A 21,952-nucleotide genomic window follows, 5' to 3' on the forward strand; every position below is an offset into this window, starting at 1 on the left:
CCACTTTATTGTCTGTTTAATCAGCGAGTAGGAAAAGCCGTTAGATCCTGGCTTAAAGAAGTAGCTGTTAACTTTACCTTAATACGGGCTCAATTCTTCCTCTAAGATTATCGGTATAGGCCAGATTTCCATCCGTCGTGATTACGGCAGCTTCGATATCCTTCATATTATTAACTTTATGAATAATGGAGACCGCATCTAACCCAAATAATTCTGTAGTATATATATCGGAGTCGAGTGATCGATCCGCAATAATCGTTAAAGAAGCGATATTACTTTCGATTGGATAGCCTGTTCTGCTGTTAAATATATGATGGTACTGACTCCCTTCCTTCTCTAAAACTCTCTCATATATTCCTGATGTAACAACGGATTGCTCGCGTATACTAACGAGTGCTGCTGCATTTCCTCTAGGTAAAAAGGGATTTTGAATTCCAACTTTCCAGAGACTGGACCCGGTGGGAGAATCGCCATGAACCAGAACATTGCCGCCCATATCGACCATAGCTGATGCAGCTCCGTTTTTCTTGAAAAATGACATAACTTGATCAGCAAAATAACCTTTAGCGATCGCTCCAAGGTCGATTTCCATGCCTTTTTTGAATAAATGGACCGTTTGCAGCTCATCGTCAAGCTGTATATGCTCCGGATTCAAGAGTTCCAGCACCGCTTTAATCTCTGTATCCTCCGGCACATGTGCCTCGCGGAAACCAATTCTCCACAATTTGATCAAAGGCCCTATCGCAATATTTAAAAATGAATCTTTATTCAGGCTGTGTTCTTTGCCTATCTTAATAAGATCATACAGTTCCTTGTCTACTCTAAGCGGATGTGATGCGGCTTCTTTTTTTAGCAGGGCAAGCTGCGATTGCTGACTGTTGGCACTAAATACTTGTTCATAACGGATGAGCATATTCACGGCTTCCTCGGCAAGCTCTTCAGCATCTGTCCCCTCGATATAGAGGGATATGTTCGTTCCCATGAGCGGTATCGTTCTCGTAAAAGCTTTCATGATAGCCTCCTATATTGCACATTGTTGTCCGTGATTGAGAAAAGTATGGATGAGGTCATGATCCACGCTATTCAACTTTTTTTCTCCATGATGGGCTATAAAATAATCCAGACTCATCTTCTCTACAGGGATAGGATAGATGTTGTATTCCGAAGGGCACTCCTTGATATGGATGCTTTCAGGCACAAAAGTCAGACCTAAATTATGCTTTGCAAGCTTGAGTACAGTGTAGATTTCATTACTTTCCATAACGATATTAGGCTGTACCTTATAGACACTGAGCAATTGATCAATCTGTTTTCGGATTGCCGAACCTTTGGACGTTAGAATAAGCTTTTGATTCAAAATGGTGCTGATCTCAATTGTGCCCTCCGGGATGACTGCAACATTCTCTTGATATAATTCGCAGCAACGCGGAATGATGGCCTGGTAACTGTGCCTGCCCCAGTTAAACGAGTTCAAGTTAGGGGAGATACTGCTTGAATTTTGCCCGATCCAGAAGTCCAGCTCATTATTTTGGAGACGTTTCTCATTTTTTTCAGGTAAATCCTCGACAAGATTAATTTTATAAGCAGGATGAAGCTCCAGAAAATCTGGTAAAAAAAGGGGCGTTAAGTACACACCGAGGCTCGGAAGAATGCCGATCCGTATCACCTTATTGCCAATATCCGATACATATGAGATTTCCCTAATAAGCTTGGCGTAGCTGTTTTCGAGTGAAGTTAAGTATTGATAATATATTTTCCCCTGCTCGGTTAATCGGTACGGAAGTTTGTTGCGAGTGATTAGCTCACAGCCCAACTCAATTTCGATTTTCTTGATGACCTTTGTGAGGTAGGGCTGAGATATGTAAAGGGATTGTGCAGCCCTGCTATAGTTGCTGTATTTTAATAGGCTGTCAATGTAACACAAGATATCTTGAGATTCTAACTTAGACATGTTCCTCACCCCTTGTGAAAAAAGTAACAAACTTTGAATTTGAGGTGATTATAACAAATTAGTTATCAAACTGCAATGAATAACTATTAGATCATTTGAGCTTTGATATGTTAGAGTTAGGCCGAAAGATTGAGCCTGACAGTAACGAACATCATCTCGAATGACAGAGAGGGGATTACGATGAACTATTTAGCTATCGTGGGCACAAATTCGGATGTGTCAACGAACCGGACGCTACTTCAATTTATGCAAAAGCATTTTGCTAGTGAAGCCCAGATTGACTTGTTTGAAATTAAGGATATGCCTGCCTTTATTGAAAAAGATGAATTAGAGGATGCTGAAGTTGATATTCCTGTGAAAGTACAAGACTTATTAGATCAAATCTCTAAAGCGAAAGGTGTCATTATCGCTACTCCCGAGTATGACCATGCGATCCCTGCCGTGTTGAAAAGTGCTCTGGAATGGATCAGCTACACGACTCAAACCTTGAAAGACAAGCCTGTTCTGATTGTAGGTGCTTCACATGGTGCACTCGGTTCTTCCAGGGCACAAGCGCATCTTAGACAAATCCTGGATTCACCTGAGCTTGGTGCGAGAATGATGCCTAGTAGCGAGTTTCTTTTGGGAAAATCCCAGAGTGCATTTGATAGCAGTGGTAATCTCATTGACGCTCAAAAAGTGGCCGAGCTTGACGAAATCTTCAATGAGTTTGTTTTGTTTACGGAGCTCACTACGGAACTGTTATCCAAAAGGACGTTGAAGAAAAAAACGAAAAAATTTTCCTGGCAAGAGTAGGGGGCTAATCACAATGAAAATCATAGCGATCGTTGGCACAAATGCAAAGAAATCGTATAATCGCAAGTTGCTTCAATTCATACAAAAGCATTTTGAGTCCAGAGCAGCCATTGAAATCCTCGATATTACAGATGTTCCGATGTTTAATCAGTCCGATAACCAAACAAACAGTGTAATTATACAATCGTTTAATGAAAAAATTATCGCAAGTGATGGTGTCATTATTGCGACTCCAGAATATAACCATTCCATCCCTTCATCCCTTAAAAGCCTGCTGGAATGGTTGAGCTTTGAAATCCATCCGCTTGCTGGCAAGCCCGTGATGATCATTGGTGCGTCACAGGGAACACAAGGTTCCTCGCGTGCACAACTGCATCTTCGTCAAATCCTGGATGCACCAGGTGTCGAAGCTAACGTGATGCCAGGGTATGAATTTTTGCTTGGCAGCGCACATAAAGCATTTGACGAATCAGGCAACCTGAACAATGAAGGAACGATCGATTTCCTGGAAACATGTTTCCTGCGGTTCCTTCGGTTTGCCAAAATTTCAAATCAGCTCAACGAAGAAGAGGAGTTTACCTATAGACCCGGTGTGTATGAGATCAATGCCATAGGTCACAGTGGCAATCTGCAGATGAAGGTATCCTTTAGTGAAAATAGAATTGAAAGCATCGATATCGATTCGAAGGGTGAAACGGAAGGGATCGCCGATGTTGTTTTTGTAAGAATTCCGAATAAAATCATTGAGGGACAGACGCTGAATGTAGATGCTCTCTCAGGTGCTTCTGAAACCAGTAATGCTGTCATCAATGGTGTAGCCAAAGCGGTTAAGCTTGCCGGAGTGAATCCTGACATCCTGAAAAGACGTCCAAAACCTGCTAGCAGCCAGATGAAAGATGACGAAGAATACACTTGCGATGTGGTCGTTGTAGGTGGAGGTGGCGCAGGACTCAGTGCTGCTGCTACAGCTTTACAACAAGGAGCAAGTGCGATTGTACTTGAGAAATATCCTGCTGTTGGGGGGAATACGATCCGCTCAGGTGGTCCTGTCAATGCTGCAGATCCTGTATGGCAACAACAGTTCACTGAGAATCCAGGGGAAAGACAGACGATTGAGAATTTATTAAGTACCGATGAGAGCTTGATCCATCCAGAATATGTAGATGATTTCCATGCACTCAAAGAAGAGTTTACTGCATATCAGGATAAGTTCGGCACAGAAAAGGCTTATTTATTCGACTCCCCACTTCTTCACAGAATGCAAACGTATTTTGGGGGCAAACGTACAGACCTGAATGGGAGCATGATCTATGGACAATACGATCTGGTCAAAGTACTTACAGACCGTGCCTTGGAAAGTGTAACGTGGCTTGAGGATATCGGGGTTGAGTATGATAAGAGTATCGTATTTGCTCCAGTGGGTGCCCTTTGGCGTCGTGGCCATAAACCTGTCAAAAGTTATGGCTCTGCCTTTATCATTGCACTTAGCAAATATGTAGAAGAGCATTCAGGAAAAATTATTACAGATAGCCCGGTCAAACAATTGATCATCGAAGATGGAAAAATAACAGGTGTTATCGCAACAGGTGTCAATGGTCAGAACATAACCATTCATGCCAAAGCCGTTGTGCTTGCCAGCGGCGGTTTTGGTGCAAATACACAGATGCTCAAGGAATATAACACATACTGGAGCCATATTGACGATGATATCAAAACAACAAATTCCTATGCGATGACTGGTGATGGAATATCGCTTGGCAAGAGTGCAGGAGCAGCGCTGACAGGCATGGGCTTCACTCAAATGATGCCGGTAGCCGATCCGGATACGGGCGAACTCTTCAGTGGACTGCAAGTACCGCCTGAAAACTTTGTCATTGTTAATAAAAAGGGAGAACGATTTGTTAATGAATTCTCTGGACGAGATGTCTTAACGAAAGCAGCTATCGAGCAGGGAAGTTTATTTTACCTGATTGCGGATGACGAGATCAAGAAAACGGCAGCGAACACAAGCCAGGAAAAGATAGACCGTCAAGTCGAAGAAGGTACCTTGTTCAGAGCCGACACGATAGAAGAACTGGCAGTGAAAATCAAAATGGAACCTGAAGTTCTTAGAAATACGATTGATAAGTATAACTCATATGTGGATGCGGGCTTTGATCCGGAGTTCCATAAGGATACGTTTAGCTTAAAAGTTGAGAAGTCTCCATTCTATGCTACGCCTAGAAAGCCGGCGGTTCACCATACAATGGGTGGTATCAAGATCGATACCCAAACTCGCGTATTGGATGAAAACGGTCAGCCGATTGCACATCTGTATGCCGCTGGGGAAGTTGCAGGAGGTATACATGCAGGCAACCGTTTAGGCGGTAATGCCTTGACGGATATCTTTACTTTCGGACGAATCGCTGGTAAGACTGCTGTTGATGAGATGAATGATTAGAATGTAACCTAAGAAATATATATCACTCCAGGTTCCATATGTAAAGAACCCGCTTAACACAAGGATTTTCGAGTGTTTTGCGGGTTTTTTCGATGTGGAAATGGTTTGGTTTTGTGGTCGTGGTAATACGAATGTTCTCAGACCCCAAACCAAGCCCGGTGAAGGGCATATACGCCTTCTGTAATATCCTCAATACTCAATCCACCAAAACCAATCTGAACCATGGATTGCTCCGCTTGAGCTGGTTGCGCCCAAAAGGGGGATACCGGGTAGACCTTGACACCTTCCTTCTCAGCAGTAGCAATCAGCTTGTGTTCATCCATTCCGTTATGTACACGCAACAAAATATGAAGTCCTGCATCCTCACCAATGATGGTAACTTGAGCACCCATCATCTTCTGAATCATTGAAATAAGTGTGAATTGCTTCTGTCGATATACCTTCCTCATCTTGCGAATGTGGGCTTCCCAATGTCCATTACTCATAAACAGCTCTAAGGTGTTCTGCTGAAAATGAGAGACCGTTTGATCATATAATCGGTAGTCTTGTTTACGGTGTAGCTCTAACATGGTCTGTGGTAAAACCATATATGCAATTCGTAATGAAGGAAGAAGGCACTTTGAAAATGTCCCCAGGTAAACGGTTCGCTGTTGAGTATCCAGGCTTTGCAGGGAAGGTATCGGTTTGCCGACATATCTGAACTCACTATCATAATCGTCCTCAATAATGATCCCATTCTGATCTGTTGCCCATTTTAGTAATTGCATTCTCTTGGCCAGCGGCATGACCATTCCATAGGGGAACTGATGTGACGGTGTAATGTAGACGATGCGGGAATTGCTTTTGTATAACTTATGGATATGAAGTCCATCTGCTTCTAGCGGAATAGGGTGAATGTTTAGACCTTTATGTTGAAAAACCGTTCGAACACCGTCATATCCCGGGTCTTCTATCGCGATACCGTGACTAACGTCACCTATTAATCCAGATAACACACCGAGCAGGTATTGAACACCAGCTCCAATTATAATTTGATCAGGTGAACAATTTACTCCCCTAGAGCTGTGCAGGTAAATTGCAATTTCAGATCGAAGTCCCGGTTCTCCAAGAGGATCGCCATAAGAGAACAACTTCATTTGGTTCTGGAGCAAGCTCTGATTGGATAACTTGCGCCAAGTGGCAAATGGAAAATGCTCGGCATCTACGTCACCATAACGAAAATTGTATCGAATCTCTGGGCTATCCTGAATACTGTTTTCCAACCAATCCTTACTCACTACATGGGACAAGGGCAATGCTTCCAGCTTCAAATCCATTATGTATAAGCCACTTCTAGGTCTGCTCTGGACATAACCTTCGGCTAATAACTGTTGATAGGCCATATCGACTGTATTACGGCTAATGTGGAGGTGGCTGGATAGTGAGCGAATAGAGGGAAGTCGAGAATCGGCTGGTAACTTTCCGTTCAAAATATCTTTTTTAATATAGTTATAAAGCTGAGCGTATAACGGATCTCCAGACTCTTTGTTCAACAATAATGTCAAATCAATCATGTTAATCCTCCTCGTTGCCAAAACTGACCCTGTTATTTTGTTGAGAGTTGTCACTACTTATGGGGTCAATCGATGGTTACAATTATATCAGTTCCGGTCGAATTGAAAAGATACCAGTACACTGGATTACTATTGTTGTAGGAGGAGAAGGAATGAACAAACCTATAGATGTTATGGAACGAATAGAAAATCCGTCAACACAAGCGGTGGAAAACTTCAATCAACACCCTGGTTTCCGCCGTATGTTTGCCCCAGACCAATTAACAATAGGGCTGTTTTTACCACTTAAATTTTATAAAGGACACATGGATGTTCTAAAAGGACAAGCTGACCTCGTGGAAAGCATTGATCAACGAAATTTTGCAGCCGTATGGGTGCGAGATGTCCCTTTATTTGATCCTGGCTTTGGAGATGCTGGACAAGTATTTGATCCATTTGTCTATCTAGCCTATCTTGCTGCAAGAACCCAAAACGTCTCCCTAGTAACAGGAAGTGCGATCTTCTCGCTTCGCCATCCGATTGATTTAGCCAAGGCAGCTGCATCCATTGATGTACTTTCGGGCGGACGACTTGTGTTAGGGATTGCTTCTGGCGACCGACCTGCTGAGTTTCCGGCTTATGGGATAGATGGGGAGCATCGTGATGTGCGATTCCGGGAGACGGTGGAGTTTTTTCGTGAGCTTATACAGGATAGAACTGGCGCAATTCAATCTTCTCTTGGTCAATTGAAAGGGCTTGAGTTGCTCCCGAAACCAGCAGCTGGTGGTATTCCGCTCGTTGTGACAGGCTCAAGCAGGCAGTCTTTAGATTGGATTGCGAAGAACAGTGACGGCTGGCTCACGTATCCCGAAGCAACGGCAAACGAATCCGGTCCTCAGATGCTTGGCCATAAGATTAGTGCCTGGCGTGAAAAAATACCTAATGGCATGTTCAAGCCGCATATGACCAACGAATGGATTGATCTTGTGGAAGATGTCAATTATCCGCGAACACCGCTTCGTGGCGGATACATATTACGTACAGGTCGGGCAGGTTTGATTCAGCTTTTGGAGGAATGGCGAGCGGTGGGAGTTAATCATGCTGCACTAGGCATTCATTTTTCGAGTCGGCCTCCTGCTGAGGTGATTCAGGAGTTGGCAGAGGAAGTATTGCCGCTCTTTCCTACGCATGTGAATCCGAAGCCGTTGTTTACAGGGTGGTAGAGCATAAAATTATTGCCTGATGACACAGATGGCTTTTCTCCGCATTTCTGTTAACGATCAGAAGAGTATCGATCCGCTGACAGCGATAAGGTCAGGGGTTCGATCCCCTAGGTACCATAACGAAAAAGACGTCATCATGTAACATATGATGGCGTTTTTTTGCCTTCATGTAAACGCTTTAATTAAATATAGACAAGGGATGCCGACGGTGATAATATTGTTTCTATAAGAAACAATATTGTTCTTATCAAATATAATTATAAGGACTTCATTCTTAAGTACACGAATAACGCCCTGTACTAAAATAATTTAATTGTTTGGTGCTTGAGCGTAGCGAGAGGGATGGGAAATATTATGAGTATAATTGAAAAAACAATCGAATCTTTTGACGGTACTCGGCTATATTCTAGTAAAAATTTAGTTAGTGATGCGAAGGCAGCTGTAGTCATTGTTCACGGACTAGCTGAACATGCAGGGCGCTACGATTATTTGACAGAGAAGCTGAATCAGCGCGGGTTTAGCGTATATCGGTTTGACCATCGTGGTCATGCCAGATCCGAGGGACAGCGTACGTTTTATAAAAAGTTTGATCATCTTATTGAAGATGTTCATGTCATTGTCGAGGCGGCATTGCAAGAGAGCGGCGATCTTCCGCTGTTTGTCATCGGACATAGTATGGGCGGTTTTGCAACCTCGTCCTTTGGAACGAAATATCCAGGCAAGGTCAAGGGCATCGTACTATCCGGAGCGCTCACTCGTTACAATACAAAAGTTGCCGGAGAACTGCCGATGGATCTTCCTACAGGCACGTATTTCCCTAATGAGCTGGGCAGTGGCGTATGTAGTGATCCCGCAGTTGTATCCGCTTACGCGAATGACCCACTGGTTGAAAAACAGATTTCTGTAGATTTATTTAACAGTCTGGGAAATGGAATAACATGGCTCAAGGAGAACGCCAAGCAGTTTACAGATCCCGTGCTTGTACTGCATGGGGCCAATGATGGACTGGTCAGCGAAAAGGATTCCCGTGACTTTTACGGCGATATCGCTTCAACGGATAAAACACTCAAAATTTATGCTCATCTGATGCATGAGATCTTTAATGAACCGACTCGTGATGATGTTATTGAAGAAGCGATTACATGGATTGAAAAACGGATCTGATTTCAGTAGAGTAAGAGAGAGAATCTGAACATGAAAGGGATTACGCATGAAATTAGATTGGATGGGCGACCATCGGGAACTGATTGAGAAAATTATCAAATACGGTAATGCGTACTCGAACACCTATAAGCTGCAGCGAAGTTATGGTACAGACATGATGTTCTCGGCTTCACAGATTCAGACGCTGGAATACATTCTGGAAGCCGAGGACAAGGAAGAGAAGATGTCGGAGATGGCCGCACGTCTGGGTGTAAGCCGCAGTACATTTTCCAAGAACGTGAAGAATCTGACGGAAAAAGGCCTGCTCGAAAAATTTCATTTAAGCGGTAACCGCAAAGACATTTACGTCAAACCTTCGGAGAAAGGTCGCGAGGTATATGCGAAGTATACCGAATTTGTAAGGGAGCTTTGCTTTGATGAGATTTTCAAGTATGCAGATCAGATTTCAGAAGCGGATAAGCAGAACTTTGTTCGCATCATGGATCTGTTTGCCGACGTGCTCGTCTGGTATGGTGAAAAAGAACAGGAAGCGCGCAAGTTAATCAGAATTGATTCCTCTGAAACATGAACCTTGAAATTAAGGGCAACAGCCCATTCCCTCCGCGAATGTCCGTCATACAGTATAAAGTGCTTGATGCAGCAGAGGCTGTAGGACAATTATTCAGCAGGGAGTGGGACGTGTGAAATCATCAACAAAGCTTACCGGACGGGTTATTTATAAAGGAGATCCGGGATATGAAGCGGCGCGCAAGAACTGGGACCCGCATACGGACAAATTTCCCAAAGTGTTTGTATTTGCCCAACGGACGAAGGATGTATCCAATGCTATCCGATGGGCTCGTGAAAACAATGTACCGATCAGGCCGCGGAGCGGCAGACATGCGCTTGAAGTGAATCTTTCACAGGTGAATGGCGGTATCGTGATTGATGTGAGTGATCTGAATTCCATCAAGCTTGATAAAAAAAATGGAACGGTTGTTGTTGGAACAGGAAACCGAGTGGGAAGAATTGCAAATACCCTTGCCAAGCAAGGTTTCATAGCTCCTTTTGGTGACAGCCCTACTGTAGGGATCGGTGGAATTACATTAGGTGGGGGAATTGGGCCTCTCCAGCGTACCATCGGTCTCATCAGTGATAACCTGCTTGAGGTAGAGATGGTGGACGCCAAAGGAAAAGTGATTCGGGCTAATAAAAATCGTAATTCGGATCTCTTTTGGGCCTCGCGGGGAGGAGGCGGCGGTAACTTCGGAGTATACACCCGTTACAAATTCAAAGTGCGCCGTGCTCCAGCGAAGGCGACTGTATTTAAAATCACCTGGCCATGGGCTCAATTCGAAAAGGTGCTCAAAGTATGGCAGAGGTGGGCTCCCTCTGTGGATACAAGACTGGGCAGCGAGTTGTCCATCGGACCGAAAAAGGGTGGCAATGTTGTCATGGAGGGGCTGTTCCTAGGGTCAAAAACAGAGGCACTCCGTCTATTGCAGCCGATTACGAGTGTTGGCACACCGACAAGTTCCATTGTTCGTTTGTTACCTTACACGGAAGTTGTGAAGTTTTTATTACAACCTGATCCGACCGAGACTCAACGGTATAGCAACCAGTTCTCGTCCGGTTTTGGACGAAAACCATTCCCCGACAAAGCCATTAAATCGATGCGAACATTTTTGGAGAACCTGGAAGAGGGGCCAGGCGGATTCTATTTCCTCAACTGGGGCGGAGCAGTAAGTCGCAAATCACCTAGATCAACCGCCTTCTTCTGGCGTAAAGAGAAGTTCTATGTGGAATGGACCAGTACGTGGCTCAAACCATCCCATGCCGCCAAAAATATCGCACTCGCTCGTAATACTCGCAAGAAATTGCAACCATACATTGTGGGTTCCTATATCAACGTTCCAGACCAAGGGATCAAAAATTCCGGTCCAGTGTACTATGGAGCCAACTATGCCAGACTGCGGAGAGTCAAAGCCAAGTATGACCCGAAAAATGTGTTTAACAATCCGCAAAGCATTACTCCTGCTCGTAGTGTAAAGGTTAAGTAATTTTTTCTGCCGCCATCTGTGAAAGTTGAATGAGTCTTCCCACACCAAAAGGAATTTCCCTAAGGCTATCCAATGGCCTGAAGGAAAATTCCTTTTTTATATGATGGGAGAGGGAATGTATATTTTTTGTTTATCTGGGCTAATTATCGAGAGAATGAATGTGCGGTCTTTAATCGATCGGTGGAGACATGTAATCAGGCTTGTATAGGTTCCATATTTGTCACACTAATTACTAAACTCTTCGAGAACGCGTCTGGATTCGGACACAACCTTTCTTCTATCCGATTACAGGATTTGTTAGCTTTCTTTTTCACTTGTTACGATATTCCTGCGGCGTGCAGCCATAATGTTTTTTGAAGATTTTGATGAAATGAGGGGGGAGCCAAAAAACCGAGCAACCCGCTGACTTCCGCGATCTTGAGATCGGTGCTCCGCAACAGATGAATGGCCCGTTCCATCCGGGTACGGTACAAATAATCACCGATTGTTTCGCCAGATACGGTCTTATACACTTTAGATAAATATACAGGATGCAGTTTCACGTGGTCCGCGATCGTCTGAAGGGAAATCCCCTCGGCAAGATGTTCTTGAATGAACGTTCGAACCTTAGAGGCGATCCGCTGGTGTGAATCTTCCACTTGACAGGAGGTCTTTACACGCAAGGTTCCGATTAGATTCTCAGCCCACTGAAAGATACGCTGTCTTGAAAGCTGGCTTTTCTTCCGCAGGAGCCCATACGATCAAGAGGCTCACCACCAGCTCGCGCGTGAGACGATGGTGCTGCTGAAGAATGAGGAACAGTTGCTGCCTCTGGCGAAGACGGGCAAGATTGCACTGATTGGCGCTTTGTCGGAGCGAGTGCGTTATCAGGGCGGCGGAAGCTCACATGTGAATCCGACCAAGCTTGATTCTATTCAGGAGGAGATTCGGAAGGCAGCGAGCGAGGAAGCCGAAATCATTTACGCACAAGGCTACGATCTGGATAGCGACGAGAACGACATGGCTTTGCTAAACGATGCAAAGCGGATCGCAAGCGAAGCGCATACCGTTGTTTTGTTCGTAGGATTGCCCGATCGATATGAATCGGAGGGTTACGACCGGACGTACCTGGATTTGCCGGCGAATCAATGCCACCTGATTGAACAAGTCGCTTCTGTTCAGCCAAACATCGTGATGGTGCTGAGTAATGGAGCCCCGGTGGTCATGCCTTGGCTAGGGCGTGTAAAAGCGGTGCTGGAAGCATACTTGGGCGGACAAGCACTGGGCGGCGCAATCGCCGACCTGTCGTTCGGAGATACGAATCCTAGCGGAAAGCTGGCGGAGACGTTCCCGCAGCATGTGAAGCATAACCCGTCCCATCCATTCTTTCCTGGGGAGAGAGCACGTGGAGTATCGGGAAGGACTGTTCGTCGGATATCGGTATTATGAAGCGAAGGAGATCGAGCCACTCTTCCCGTTCGGTTACGGCTTGAGCTATACAACGTTTGAATACAGCAATCTGAAGCTGGACTCACCAGAGATCACGGACCGGGATACGCTGCAAGTCAGCCTGGACGTGAAGAATACGGGCATCCGGCTTGGCAAGGAGACTGTTCAGCTGTATGTGCGCGATGTGGCGTCCAGCGTTATTCGTCCGGAGAAAGAGCTGAAGGGCTTCGAGAAGATTGAACTGGCGCCGGGTGAGACGATAACGGTAACATTCACGCTGGACAAACGCAGCTTTGCATATTACAACGTTGACCTGAGCGATTGGCACGTAGAATCGGGCGAGTTCGAGCTGCTGATCGGCAGTTCCTCTCGGGATATAACACTCCGGGCTTCGGTAACGGTTCGGTCGACGCAAGAGATTGTCACGGCGATCCACCGGAACACGACGATTGGCGATCTGATGGCCAATCCGAAGACCGCCCTGATTCTGCAACAACTGAGAGACAAACGGCCTGAACTTGCACCGTCCGATGCTGTTTCCTCCGAGATGATGGCTGCCATGATCCGGGATCTGCCGTTGCGTACGTTCCTGTCCCTTGTCGGAGGGGGATGACCGAGGATAGGTTACCCAAGTTGCTTGACCAACTTAATCAGGCAGTAGGCTTTGAACAATAGGTTATATCACATAGAGAACAGTGGTAATATTAATTATACTTCCCTTGACCAACAGCATACGAGAGTGTTGATAGCAATACCACGCATGCTTGCAGTCCATCAGAAGGCCCTGAACACAGCGGTCCTGGTTTCGGATGAAGAGCCAGAGACTCCAGATGTTGCTTCACATAGGCTTGAAGGTACCATTGGCCTCAGCAGTGATCATTTGCTTGAGCTGGAGATGGTGGAGGCGAATGGAAAAGTGATTCGGGCCAATAAAAATTGCAATGCATATCTTTTCTGGGCTTACTGCCAATGTTAGATGGGTCTAACAATCGGAAGTTCAGTTCTAAAAACGCGCCTTTTATGGCGTGTTTTTTTGATTTTTATGTTAGTATAGATGCCAAAACCAGGAACGGATATCAACATGGAGAGCAGATATTATAGCTGTAACTTAACCTGTTAGATGAATTTTATGATACTTGAATGGAGGGTTTGATCATGTTTGTACCTATCTTATCCACCAAATTATACATTCCAACTCTTCGTACTAAAGTGGTAGATCGTCCTCGACTGAATAATCTCTTGAACGAGGGGATGCGTGCGAAACTGATCCTGGTGTCTGCTCCCGCAGGTGCGGGCAAAACGACGTTAGTCAATCAATGGATCACGGCTTCTTCCCAATTAACTGCATGGCTCTCGCTGGAGGAAGCCGATAAAGATCCTGCCCGATTTTTGACATACCTCTGTGCTTCTTTACAGACGATTTCTCCTAAACATGGAGAGGCTATAATAGAATTAATTCAATCACCCGAGCCGCCAGTGTAGTGCATCTTTAATTGTTTAGGTTGTGTTTTTATTGGGAAATAGAAAAAATATCAATTATAACCATAAAATTACTTGTATGTTTTTAATACATGATGTAAAATTTTTGAAGTAAATAGAAAATGTATCTCAAATAAGGGGTTGGTTAAATCACGTGAAAAATTTATGTACATTATGATTAAAATGGATGCTTAGAAATCTTCTTCAATATATAACTGATCATTTTTGCATAAATCGAGCTAGCGATCTTAAATAAAATATATAGAGCGGAAATCTACTACTGATCTGTATATTATAGCTTTAATCGTTAAAATTCTATTTATTCAAATGATGAAATTTTAATAAACCTAATGTAGTTGATATTGAAGTGAATGTAGCAAATTACTTTATTCTGCAGCATCCAAAGGTAATCCATGTCAGATATTAAAATCCAGATCTGTTAATCATCAATTTCATTTATTATTAATTAAAGAGGAGAGATTGAATATGAAGTTAAAAAAAGTTATTATTAGTATTATGTTGGGTGCGCTTACGCTAAATATCTTACCAATCCCACAATCACATGCTTCTACAATTAACATTCAAGGAACAACTTTGTATAATGATAATGGTGTAGAAATTACTAAAACAGATAACGGTGTATTTCTGAATGATGAAATTAATAATGAAACATTAAGTTTGGTATACAAAAACTCTGAACATACTGAAGCGACAATTACAGATCAGAATGGGAACATACAAGAGTTATTTAAAGATGACAATGGAAATGTATATCTTGATGGAGAATTGTTTTTAGAGTTTACAACCAATTCAGAGCAATTAAAATTAGATGCTAGTACACTAAATGCGCGTTTATCTGCTGCTGAGAATTGGACTTTGTTCACTACAGCAAGGTACAAACAAAGTCTAATTGATAACGTTAACAAAGCAGCTATAGCTATAGCATCTTTATATCCTTATATAGGTTTAGTGACAGGTATTGCAGCTGTAATTCAGAGTGTGTACAATATAAATAAACCATTACAATCAGAAATATACCTTGAGATAAAACAATATCACAATAACATGGAAAAAACCCCTTCATTTTATCAGATAAAAACTGAAACTAGCTTTTATAAGAACTCTAATTATACTGGTTTAATAGGTACTACATCTTCTATTAAAAAACCTTTCCAATAGAGTTTTAATTGTAAGATTAATGCAACATGGACTACATCACGATGAAAAAGAGGGAATAATGTGACTAATACAAAGTTCTTAAAATTTTTTATTATTGTAGATGTAATTAGTATGTTGATCCTGACAATTTTATGGGCTTATGACTTCTATAGAGGATATGATTCCCAGCCGTATTTCCGTGTTTTCTTTCTTTTAATCGGTTATATTCGAATTACTTACTACACTCGGAAATTTATAAAATTGAAGGCTGTCAAATGAACTAAGAAGTTACTTGGTCTGCAGTGATGTATACGTTGTGGCTTTATCGTATTAATAGATTAATAGTCAAGTGAGTCCTGTCTGTTTTAGATAAACAGCAGGGCTCTTTTGTTTTTCACTTCAGACTCCCTGAATTACAAGGGAAAAGGTTGCTCGAGAAATAACATTTAAATGGCATTCGCAAAGATATCTATGCTAATTCTTCTGCGGAAAGGACGAGAGATGCAGGGCAAGTACATTGAATTTTTTTGCTAATGTATTGCTCTGATATGGTGAAAAAGAACAAGATCCGCGTAATTTCATTAAAATTGATCAGGTAAATGAATATCACCCCACCTCAAAAGGATTTTCTCTAAGGCTATCCAATGCTGCGGAGTGGAAGACATACGCTTGAAGTTAATCTTTTACAGGTGAGAGTTCGCATTGTTATCGGAACAGGTAACCGAGTAGGGAGAAGGTTCATTGCGCCCTTTGACGATAGCCCAACGGTTGGAATTGGTGGAATTACTTTAGGTAGCGGGATCGAACCGCTTCCGCGTACGATTGGTCTCAATAGTGATAACCTACTCGAACTGGAGATCGTGGATGGCAACGGAAAGGTGTTTTTGCGAGCAGAAGTTGCAATACTGATCTTTATTGGGCTTCTCAAGGAGGTGGCGCGGGCAATTCGGCTCGAATAAAAAGTAGGGTAACATTTGCTGCTGGTTAGTATGATAGGGAGGTATTCTTGAACTGGTCATGAGGGTTACCACTATTTCTGCTCACTAAACGAAGAAGAACCAGGTAGAAGTCATCCTAGAATGACTTCTACCTGGTTCTTCTGTCATATAGCGTATAATGAAGTACTCAACGCGGTGATTTTTAAGCTTTAACTTGTTCTCCAGCAAATACTTCAACGTTCATTGGAGCGGCCATGAATGCTGCTGCTTGTTGAACAAAAGCTTGGAAATGCGCGCTTGTGTTGTGGGAAGCTGTAGCAGCTTCATCTTTCCACAGCTCGATCATCGTGTATTGTTGTTCGCGTTCTGTGCTTTTTGCCAAATCGTAGCTGATGTTACCTTCTTCTTGACGTGTTGCAGCAATCAGTTCTTTCGCAGATGCGAGGAATGCTTGCTCTTGGTCCGGTTTAATTTGCAGATGAGCGTGAATGATAATCATAATGTATAACCTCCATATTGTGTTAGTTTGGAATGTGTTAAGAAAGGGGAAACCGTCCCTGATATTATGCCCAAGTTGTGATTGTTTCTACAGGCAGGCGGTAGGATGGGTGACCTTCTTTGGCCGATTTACCGATCGAGATCAACATAACCGCTTGATAACGCTCTTTGTCCATGCCAAATGCTTCTGCGATTTGGTCTTTTTCGTAACCACCGATTGGGTTAGTATCATAACCGTGAGCACGTGCTACAAGCATTAATTGCATGGAAGCAAGTCCAGCGTCGATCATATTAACTTCGCGAATAGCGGAAGCAGGCATATTTTCATAATAAGGCAATACTTTTGATAGTTGCATATCTTTAACTTCTTGTGGCATATAACCAAGTTCTACGGCTTTACCAAAAATTTCTTCCATATGTTCCGCGTTTTTCATGTCAATGAATACGCCAATGACTGCGGAGGAAGTCAACACTTGATTTTGATTAAATCTCGCAAGTGGAGCAAGCTTTTCTTTACCTTCAGTTGTATCTACAACCAGAAAACGCCAAGGCTGCAAATTGATCGAAGATGGTGCACGGGAAGCTTCTGACAGAATTTCAGTCATTTCTTCACGGCTAATTTTCACTTCAGGATCGTAAAGTTTAACAGAACGACGACCGTAGGTGATTTCGTTAAAATCATTGGTTTTTTGGAATTTGCTTTCAATTGTACTCATGCATGGATCTCTCCTCTATATATGGGTTTAGAAATTGTTCTGCATACGTTCCAGGAAATCGGCGAGTGACTGAACTTCGTCTTCACTGAAATCCTGTAAAATCTGGTTGATAAAATTGGTCTTCTCAGCTTTGTAGCCTTCAATCTGCTTCCGACCGTGGTCCGTCAAACGAACAAAAGTGACCCGATTATCATCAGGATTTTTACGTCTTGTAACCATCAGGTCCGCCTCAAGCTGTTTCAAGTGTCGTGTAATCGCAGCACTATCAATGTTAATGATTTTCTGCAGCATGGATTGGTTAATCTCATCGACCTGATCCAGCTCATGCAGAATTTCAAAGCGAGAGGAACTGATACCTGTACAGCGTTCGAACTTGGGACTGAGTTTGTTACCCAGCACGTTCAACAGATTAATGATTTGTTCTTCTTTGGAAACAATACGTGTCATGACTAGACCTCCCGGGTGAATCTGAATCATGAACAACGGCGCATGTTAACCAATGATTAATGTTGCAGTATACAATGCCATTGCCTAATGATTATTTGGATGCTCTCGAATCATTGATGTATCAATATTTGATGCATCAATCATTGATGGCTCAATTAATATATCATGCCTTTTATGATTTTGCAACAGGTTAGAAAATGTTGCTGATTCTAGCGTTATTATCCCGCTACGTATACATTGCAGTCCAAATATGTTGTCCAAATGGATAAGTTAATATTGATTGTGCATGTTATTGAGAATTGTTATCAATTTATTTATAATGAAATGAAATATACATAATGAGCGAAAATTACAGGCAGTCATAAGAGCAGCAAGAAGGTATGTCGATGTAATATGGCGGGAGGGAAAGTACAGCGGATATGAATTTGAATGATCACATCAGGTTGTGGAATCATGCTTTTGTCAAAATACTGGATGTACGCCAAAACGCTTTGCATCCTGGGGAGAAGTTGAAGAATTATCAACTACCAGCAAGTACCTATCTATATATCACCGACGGAAGTGCACGGATACGAATGGATCAACACAGATACATCGTGGAGGGATTCCACATCATTCATGGAGGCAAGCAGGCGTATTTAAACATGGAGACGGATTCGGGCGTGGCGTATTATATGATTTTGTACAAAGCCATCCTAGCCTTGCCCTGTGGGATGGAAATTCAGTATCTGATGGACCATGAACGTCCGTTTCAGGACCAATATGCACTTGTACCAACCCGTCCGCTACACATGTATCAGTGTATGGAGGAATTGAAACAGGAGTGGGAGCAGTCTACTAAGCTTGCAAAGTTACATGCCAAAACCTTATTTCATCAATGGGTATATCTTTTATTGACAGACTTACACGAACAATCCATTCAGCCACATAAACCGGATACGGTCACACAGGCTATTGAATATATGAAAGCTCATCTCCATGAGCCCATAGCTCTTGACGTAATGGCAGAAGCAATGGAATGCAGTGTGGGGCACTTGTCGAGGCTGTTCAAACAAAAGTTAAACATCAGTCCCATCCAGTATCTTGGACAGATTCGAATGGAGAGGGCCGCACATCTTCTGGTGCATACCAGTGCAACGCTGCAACAGATTGCAGAACAGATCGGCTATCCGGATGCACATTCACTGAGCCGCAGTTTCAAAAAAATAAAAGGGCTTTCTCCAATTCGCTACAAAAAAGGAGTAAGTCAACGATTAAACAAGTCGAAACACCCATTGGTATTGAACAACAAGCAAGATTTGCCCAGTGTAATGCAAGAAAATGCCCTTCATTCGTTACATTCCCATCTATATAATGATATTGATTATCAATATCAAAAGAGTGTTGGAGGGGAATTAATAATGCAAGGAAAATTCAAAATGACAGCACTAAGCATGATGTTGTGTCTCACGCTATTGCTCACGGCCTGTTCCAGTCCAGCGCCGTCTGCAAGTGGTACGCAAACAGAGACCAATGCGACTACTACACAATCGGGTAACCAGGCAACGGAGGCAGGGAAATCGACCGCACAGCCGGAGACGCGGACCGTCTCTACAATGAGGGGAGATGTGGTAATCCCGGCCAATCCGCAGCGTGTTGCTTCAGATCAATATATGGGGTATCTGCTGAAACTGGGCATAGTACCGGTTGGTGTAAGAACATTTATGCTGAACGAAGGATGGATTGAAAAGTCTGGCATTGCTACTGAAGTTATAGCGGGTATTGAGGATTTGGGAGGAGAGTTCCCAATGAATCTGGAGAAGTTAGTGTCACTTGAGCCGGATCTCATCATCGGTTCCATTGATAAAAATATTGAGGATTACGAAAAAATTGCAACGACCGTCTTTTTACCTTATTGGGAAGGTGATAAAACTTCTGGCCCACTGGAAAAGCTGCGCCGGATTGCTGGTGTTTTTGGAAAAGAGAAGGAAGCAGAGCAATGGATCACGACATATGAAGAGAATATCGAAGAGACTAAGAAGCAGATTGATGGTGTAATTAAAGAAGGCGAGACCGTATCCATCATACAAATAGGGTACAAAGCGTTGTATGTACTTGGTGCAGAAGGCGGGAACTATGGTAGTTCCACGATCTATGAGATGCTGAAACTGCCTCCAACTCAGCAAGCACTCGAAATGAAGGATGGATTCGAGACGATCTCCCTTGAAGTACTGCCTGAGTATATGGGAGATCATATCTTCTTATATGGTTCGGGTAGTGAGGACGCCAAAGAGATCCTGAACAGCGAGGTTTGGAAACGTCTGCCTGCTGTGCAGAAAGGACAAGTCTACGCCTATGGTTCCTTGGATGGTACAGAGGATGAGTTCGTCATGGAAGATCCCTATTCACTGGAGTTGCAGTTGGATAGTATAAAGAATTTACTATTGGGAGCTGAAAAATAGAGTGTAATCAGTTCACATAGAATCGATCCAAAACGGGGAGGTGACGTCATCATGGAGGAAAATGATTGGATCAAACAACTGGAGCGACTACATTTCTCTGCTGTCCACGTCTGCCATTACTCTAGCAATCCGGGGGCTGTTCAGCGTCGGATCTGGAAAAGGTTCGCCATTTGCAGGGTCATCGTGGGCAAGGGATCTTTGTCTATGGATAACATTGTACATACAGTATCTCAAGGCGAGTGGTTTTTGTTGAAGCCAGGAATGCATGTGGAGTTTCAGACGGATATGAAAGCATCTGTCCGATATCAGATCATTTTATTCTCCTGTGTTACACTTACCCGGCGTAAGAATGCTTGGCATACCGAGGCATTTGATCTCCCTGTGACGGGCAAACTTAATGTTCCTTCCAATACACGTGATATTCAGGAGATGATGGATACCCTGGTGAGTGGAAAACACTCGTTTACGAGTCTGGAAAAGACGCGCAGGAAACATCTTTTGCATCAGTTGTTGATTCAGTTAATGATGCACGTGAAAGAAGCAACTCCCCCTGTAGCGGGGATGGATTTGGCACTGGATTATATGACGCATCAGTATAGGGAAGATATTCGAATTGATCAGATGGCCAGCATGGCAGGGCTTAGTGTGAATCATTTTATAAGAACATTCAAACGACAATTAAATATGACCCCGATTGAATATATACTGAAACTACGTATGGCAAAGGCCAAGCAGTTGTTATTTTCTTCAGATAAAATCAAGGAAATTGCGGAGCAAGTGGGTTATAAGGACGAGCACTATTTCAGCAGAGTTTTCAAGAAAAACGAAGGAATCGCCCCAACGTTGTATATGAAAAATAAAGTGAATCGCATTGCCACCTTATATTACGGGTTGGACGATTATGTGATAACGCTCGGTTTGAGGCCAGTATCCGCTTTATCCTATGGTCAGAGGGTGGCTCGTCATGTTGCCATACCTGCGCTTCAAGCACACAGTCATCAGGGACTTATTCTGGATAGCTTCAATCAGAACTATGATGATTTGAGGCGAGTCCAACCGGACCTGATCATTACAAGTGATCGTTTGGAGCCAAATGACTCCCTGAATCGTATCGCGCCTACCACCATGCTGGAGCATACCAACCATTTTGGCGAGAGGCTTCTGTATATGGCGGACATTATGGGTCGCACCGAACAGGCCGTACAGTGGATAGAACAACATGCTGAACTGAGCCGGGTTCTTCGAGGACGCATTCAATCGAGGTGGGGGAAACAGAGTGCCATGTTCATCCGGGTGACTTCTCATTTCTACCGAATGTATGGATTGAACAACCAGACAGGGGCGCTATTGTATGATGATCTGGGATTTTATTTGCCTCGTGATTTTCCGGAACAACAGTGGGCTGTAGAGAGCAAAGTTTGCGATTTGCAGTTATACGACGCGGATCATGTGTTTGTAATGGTCGATCCCACAGAAGACGCACGTGCTCAACTGAGGCAATTACAGCAATCCAGTGCATGGTTGGCATTAAAGGCTGTTCAAGAAGGCCATGTATATAATGCAGGAGATATTTTTTTCAAAACGCTGGGTCCCACCGGACGCATGTGGGCCATGCGATATGTGGCAGAGCAACTTGGGGTTACCTTACGGTGATATTGTGCAAGAGAAGAGAGTGGAATAATCCATGGTAAGCCTGTATGCTT

20 protein-coding genes and 1 pseudogene are annotated in these 21,952 nt (G+C 43.4%); 14 read left to right on the plus strand and 7 right to left on the minus strand.

Features of this window, described 5'->3' with window-relative positions; genetic code table 11:
• Positions 1 to 73 precede the first annotated feature (73 nt).
• Complete coding sequence (locus MHI55_RS10525) at positions 74 to 1,012, minus strand: FAD:protein FMN transferase (protein WP_340389914.1); 939 nt, start codon at positions 1,010 to 1,012, stop codon at positions 74 to 76.
• Between the two features lie 9 nt (positions 1,013 to 1,021).
• Positions 1,022 to 1,951, minus strand: coding sequence for a LysR family transcriptional regulator (locus MHI55_RS10530; RefSeq protein ID WP_340389916.1), 930 nt, complete (start codon positions 1,949 to 1,951; stop codon positions 1,022 to 1,024).
• Positions 1,952 to 2,131: 180 nt separating this feature from the next.
• Between MHI55_RS10530 and MHI55_RS10535 the strand changes: the two genes are divergently transcribed.
• Positions 2,132 to 2,746 (plus strand): NADPH-dependent FMN reductase, encoded by a 615-nt coding sequence (locus tag MHI55_RS10535; protein ID WP_101313358.1) that lies wholly within the window; start codon positions 2,132 to 2,134, stop codon positions 2,744 to 2,746.
• A 13-nt stretch (positions 2,747 to 2,759) separates the two neighbouring features.
• A complete protein-coding gene (locus tag MHI55_RS10540) occupies positions 2,760 to 5,186 on the plus strand; it encodes a flavocytochrome c (RefSeq protein ID WP_340389918.1) in 2,427 nt (808 codons plus the stop codon).
• A gap of 137 nt (positions 5,187 to 5,323) precedes the next feature.
• Here the strand turns inward: MHI55_RS10540 and MHI55_RS10545 are convergent, their stop codons facing one another.
• A complete protein-coding gene (locus tag MHI55_RS10545) occupies positions 5,324 to 6,739 on the minus strand; it encodes a PLP-dependent aminotransferase family protein (RefSeq protein WP_340389920.1) in 1,416 nt (471 codons plus the stop codon).
• 152 nt (positions 6,740 to 6,891) lie between these two features.
• On the opposite strand from MHI55_RS10545, the gene MHI55_RS10550 reads away from it, so the two are divergent.
• The 4 genes from MHI55_RS10550 to MHI55_RS10565 all read left to right on the plus strand — a co-directional run bounded on the left by MHI55_RS10550 (position 6,892) and on the right by MHI55_RS10565 (position 11,144).
• Positions 6,892 to 7,941: an LLM class oxidoreductase gene (locus tag MHI55_RS10550; protein WP_339188494.1), complete on the plus strand. Its 1,050-nt coding sequence runs from the start codon at positions 6,892 to 6,894 to the stop codon at positions 7,939 to 7,941.
• A 354-nt stretch (positions 7,942 to 8,295) separates the two neighbouring features.
• The gene (locus MHI55_RS10555) at positions 8,296 to 9,105 is read left to right on the plus strand and encodes a lysophospholipase (protein ID WP_339188491.1); all 810 of its coding nucleotides are present in this window, start codon (positions 8,296 to 8,298) and stop codon (positions 9,103 to 9,105) included.
• Between the two features lie 46 nt (positions 9,106 to 9,151).
• On the plus strand, positions 9,152 to 9,673 hold the full coding sequence (locus MHI55_RS10560) for a MarR family winged helix-turn-helix transcriptional regulator (RefSeq protein WP_036609787.1): 522 nt from the start codon (positions 9,152 to 9,154) through the stop codon (positions 9,671 to 9,673).
• A 112-nt stretch (positions 9,674 to 9,785) separates the two neighbouring features.
• On the plus strand, positions 9,786 to 11,144 hold the full coding sequence (locus tag MHI55_RS10565; protein ID WP_340389922.1) for an FAD-binding oxidoreductase: 1,359 nt from the start codon (positions 9,786 to 9,788) through the stop codon (positions 11,142 to 11,144).
• A 317-nt stretch (positions 11,145 to 11,461) separates the two neighbouring features.
• Here MHI55_RS10565 and MHI55_RS10570 read toward each other — a convergent pair whose 3' ends face one another.
• Positions 11,462 to 11,782 (minus strand): helix-turn-helix domain-containing protein, encoded by a 321-nt coding sequence (locus MHI55_RS10570; protein ID WP_340389924.1) that lies wholly within the window; start codon positions 11,780 to 11,782, stop codon positions 11,462 to 11,464.
• A 136-nt stretch (positions 11,783 to 11,918) separates the two neighbouring features.
• Here MHI55_RS10570 and MHI55_RS10575 point away from each other — a divergent pair, with 136 nt between their 5' ends.
• From MHI55_RS10575 to MHI55_RS10600, 6 genes and pseudogenes are all read left to right on the plus strand, one after another.
• Positions 11,919 to 12,572: a glycoside hydrolase family 3 C-terminal domain-containing protein gene (locus tag MHI55_RS10575; protein ID WP_340389926.1), complete on the plus strand. Its 654-nt coding sequence runs from the start codon at positions 11,919 to 11,921 to the stop codon at positions 12,570 to 12,572.
• Entirely contained in the window at positions 12,529 to 13,185 is a 657-nt protein-coding gene (locus MHI55_RS10580) for a fibronectin type III-like domain-contianing protein (protein WP_340389928.1), read from the plus strand. Before MHI55_RS10575 ends, MHI55_RS10580 begins: the two co-directional genes overlap by 44 nt.
• 147 nt (positions 13,186 to 13,332) lie before the next feature.
• Positions 13,333 to 13,548, plus strand: coding sequence for a hypothetical protein (locus MHI55_RS10585; RefSeq protein ID WP_101313367.1), 216 nt, complete (start codon positions 13,333 to 13,335; stop codon positions 13,546 to 13,548).
• Positions 13,549 to 13,727: 179 nt separating this feature from the next.
• On the plus strand, positions 13,728 to 14,054 hold the full coding sequence (locus tag MHI55_RS10590) for a hypothetical protein (RefSeq protein ID WP_101313368.1): 327 nt from the start codon (positions 13,728 to 13,730) through the stop codon (positions 14,052 to 14,054).
• 483 nt (positions 14,055 to 14,537) lie between these two features.
• On the plus strand, positions 14,538 to 15,230 hold the full coding sequence (locus MHI55_RS10595) for a hypothetical protein (protein WP_101313369.1): 693 nt from the start codon (positions 14,538 to 14,540) through the stop codon (positions 15,228 to 15,230).
• A gap of 620 nt (positions 15,231 to 15,850) precedes the next feature.
• Positions 15,851 to 16,155 (plus strand): annotated as a pseudogene (locus tag MHI55_RS10600) (FAD-binding oxidoreductase); the annotation flags it as partial.
• Positions 16,156 to 16,349: 194 nt separating this feature from the next.
• Here the strand turns inward: MHI55_RS10600 and MHI55_RS10605 are convergent.
• The 3 genes from MHI55_RS10605 to MHI55_RS10615 all read right to left on the minus strand — a co-directional run bounded on the left by MHI55_RS10605 (position 16,350) and on the right by MHI55_RS10615 (position 17,808).
• Positions 16,350 to 16,646 (minus strand): putative quinol monooxygenase, encoded by a 297-nt coding sequence (locus MHI55_RS10605; protein WP_221823222.1) that lies wholly within the window; start codon positions 16,644 to 16,646, stop codon positions 16,350 to 16,352.
• Between the two features lie 64 nt (positions 16,647 to 16,710).
• Positions 16,711 to 17,361, minus strand: coding sequence for a nitroreductase family protein (locus MHI55_RS10610; RefSeq protein WP_340389930.1), 651 nt, complete (start codon positions 17,359 to 17,361; stop codon positions 16,711 to 16,713).
• A 27-nt stretch (positions 17,362 to 17,388) separates the two neighbouring features.
• Positions 17,389 to 17,808, minus strand: a complete 420-nt coding sequence (locus MHI55_RS10615; protein ID WP_036609779.1) for a MarR family transcriptional regulator — start codon at positions 17,806 to 17,808, stop codon at positions 17,389 to 17,391.
• A gap of 419 nt (positions 17,809 to 18,227) precedes the next feature.
• Between MHI55_RS10615 and MHI55_RS10620 the strand changes: the two genes are divergently transcribed.
• Together MHI55_RS10620 and MHI55_RS10625 are read left to right on the plus strand one after the other, a co-directional pair.
• The gene (locus MHI55_RS10620) at positions 18,228 to 20,249 is read left to right on the plus strand and encodes an AraC family transcriptional regulator (protein ID WP_340389932.1); all 2,022 of its coding nucleotides are present in this window, start codon (positions 18,228 to 18,230) and stop codon (positions 20,247 to 20,249) included.
• Positions 20,250 to 20,300: 51 nt separating this feature from the next.
• Positions 20,301 to 21,902 (plus strand): AraC family transcriptional regulator, encoded by a 1,602-nt coding sequence (locus tag MHI55_RS10625; RefSeq protein WP_340389934.1) that lies wholly within the window; start codon positions 20,301 to 20,303, stop codon positions 21,900 to 21,902.
• Positions 21,903 to 21,952 lie beyond the last annotated feature (50 nt).

Source organism: Paenibacillus sp. FSL E2-0151 (genome assembly GCF_037993015.1).
In the GTDB taxonomy this organism is placed as follows: Bacteria; Bacillota; Bacilli; order Paenibacillales; family Paenibacillaceae; genus Paenibacillus; species Paenibacillus amylolyticus.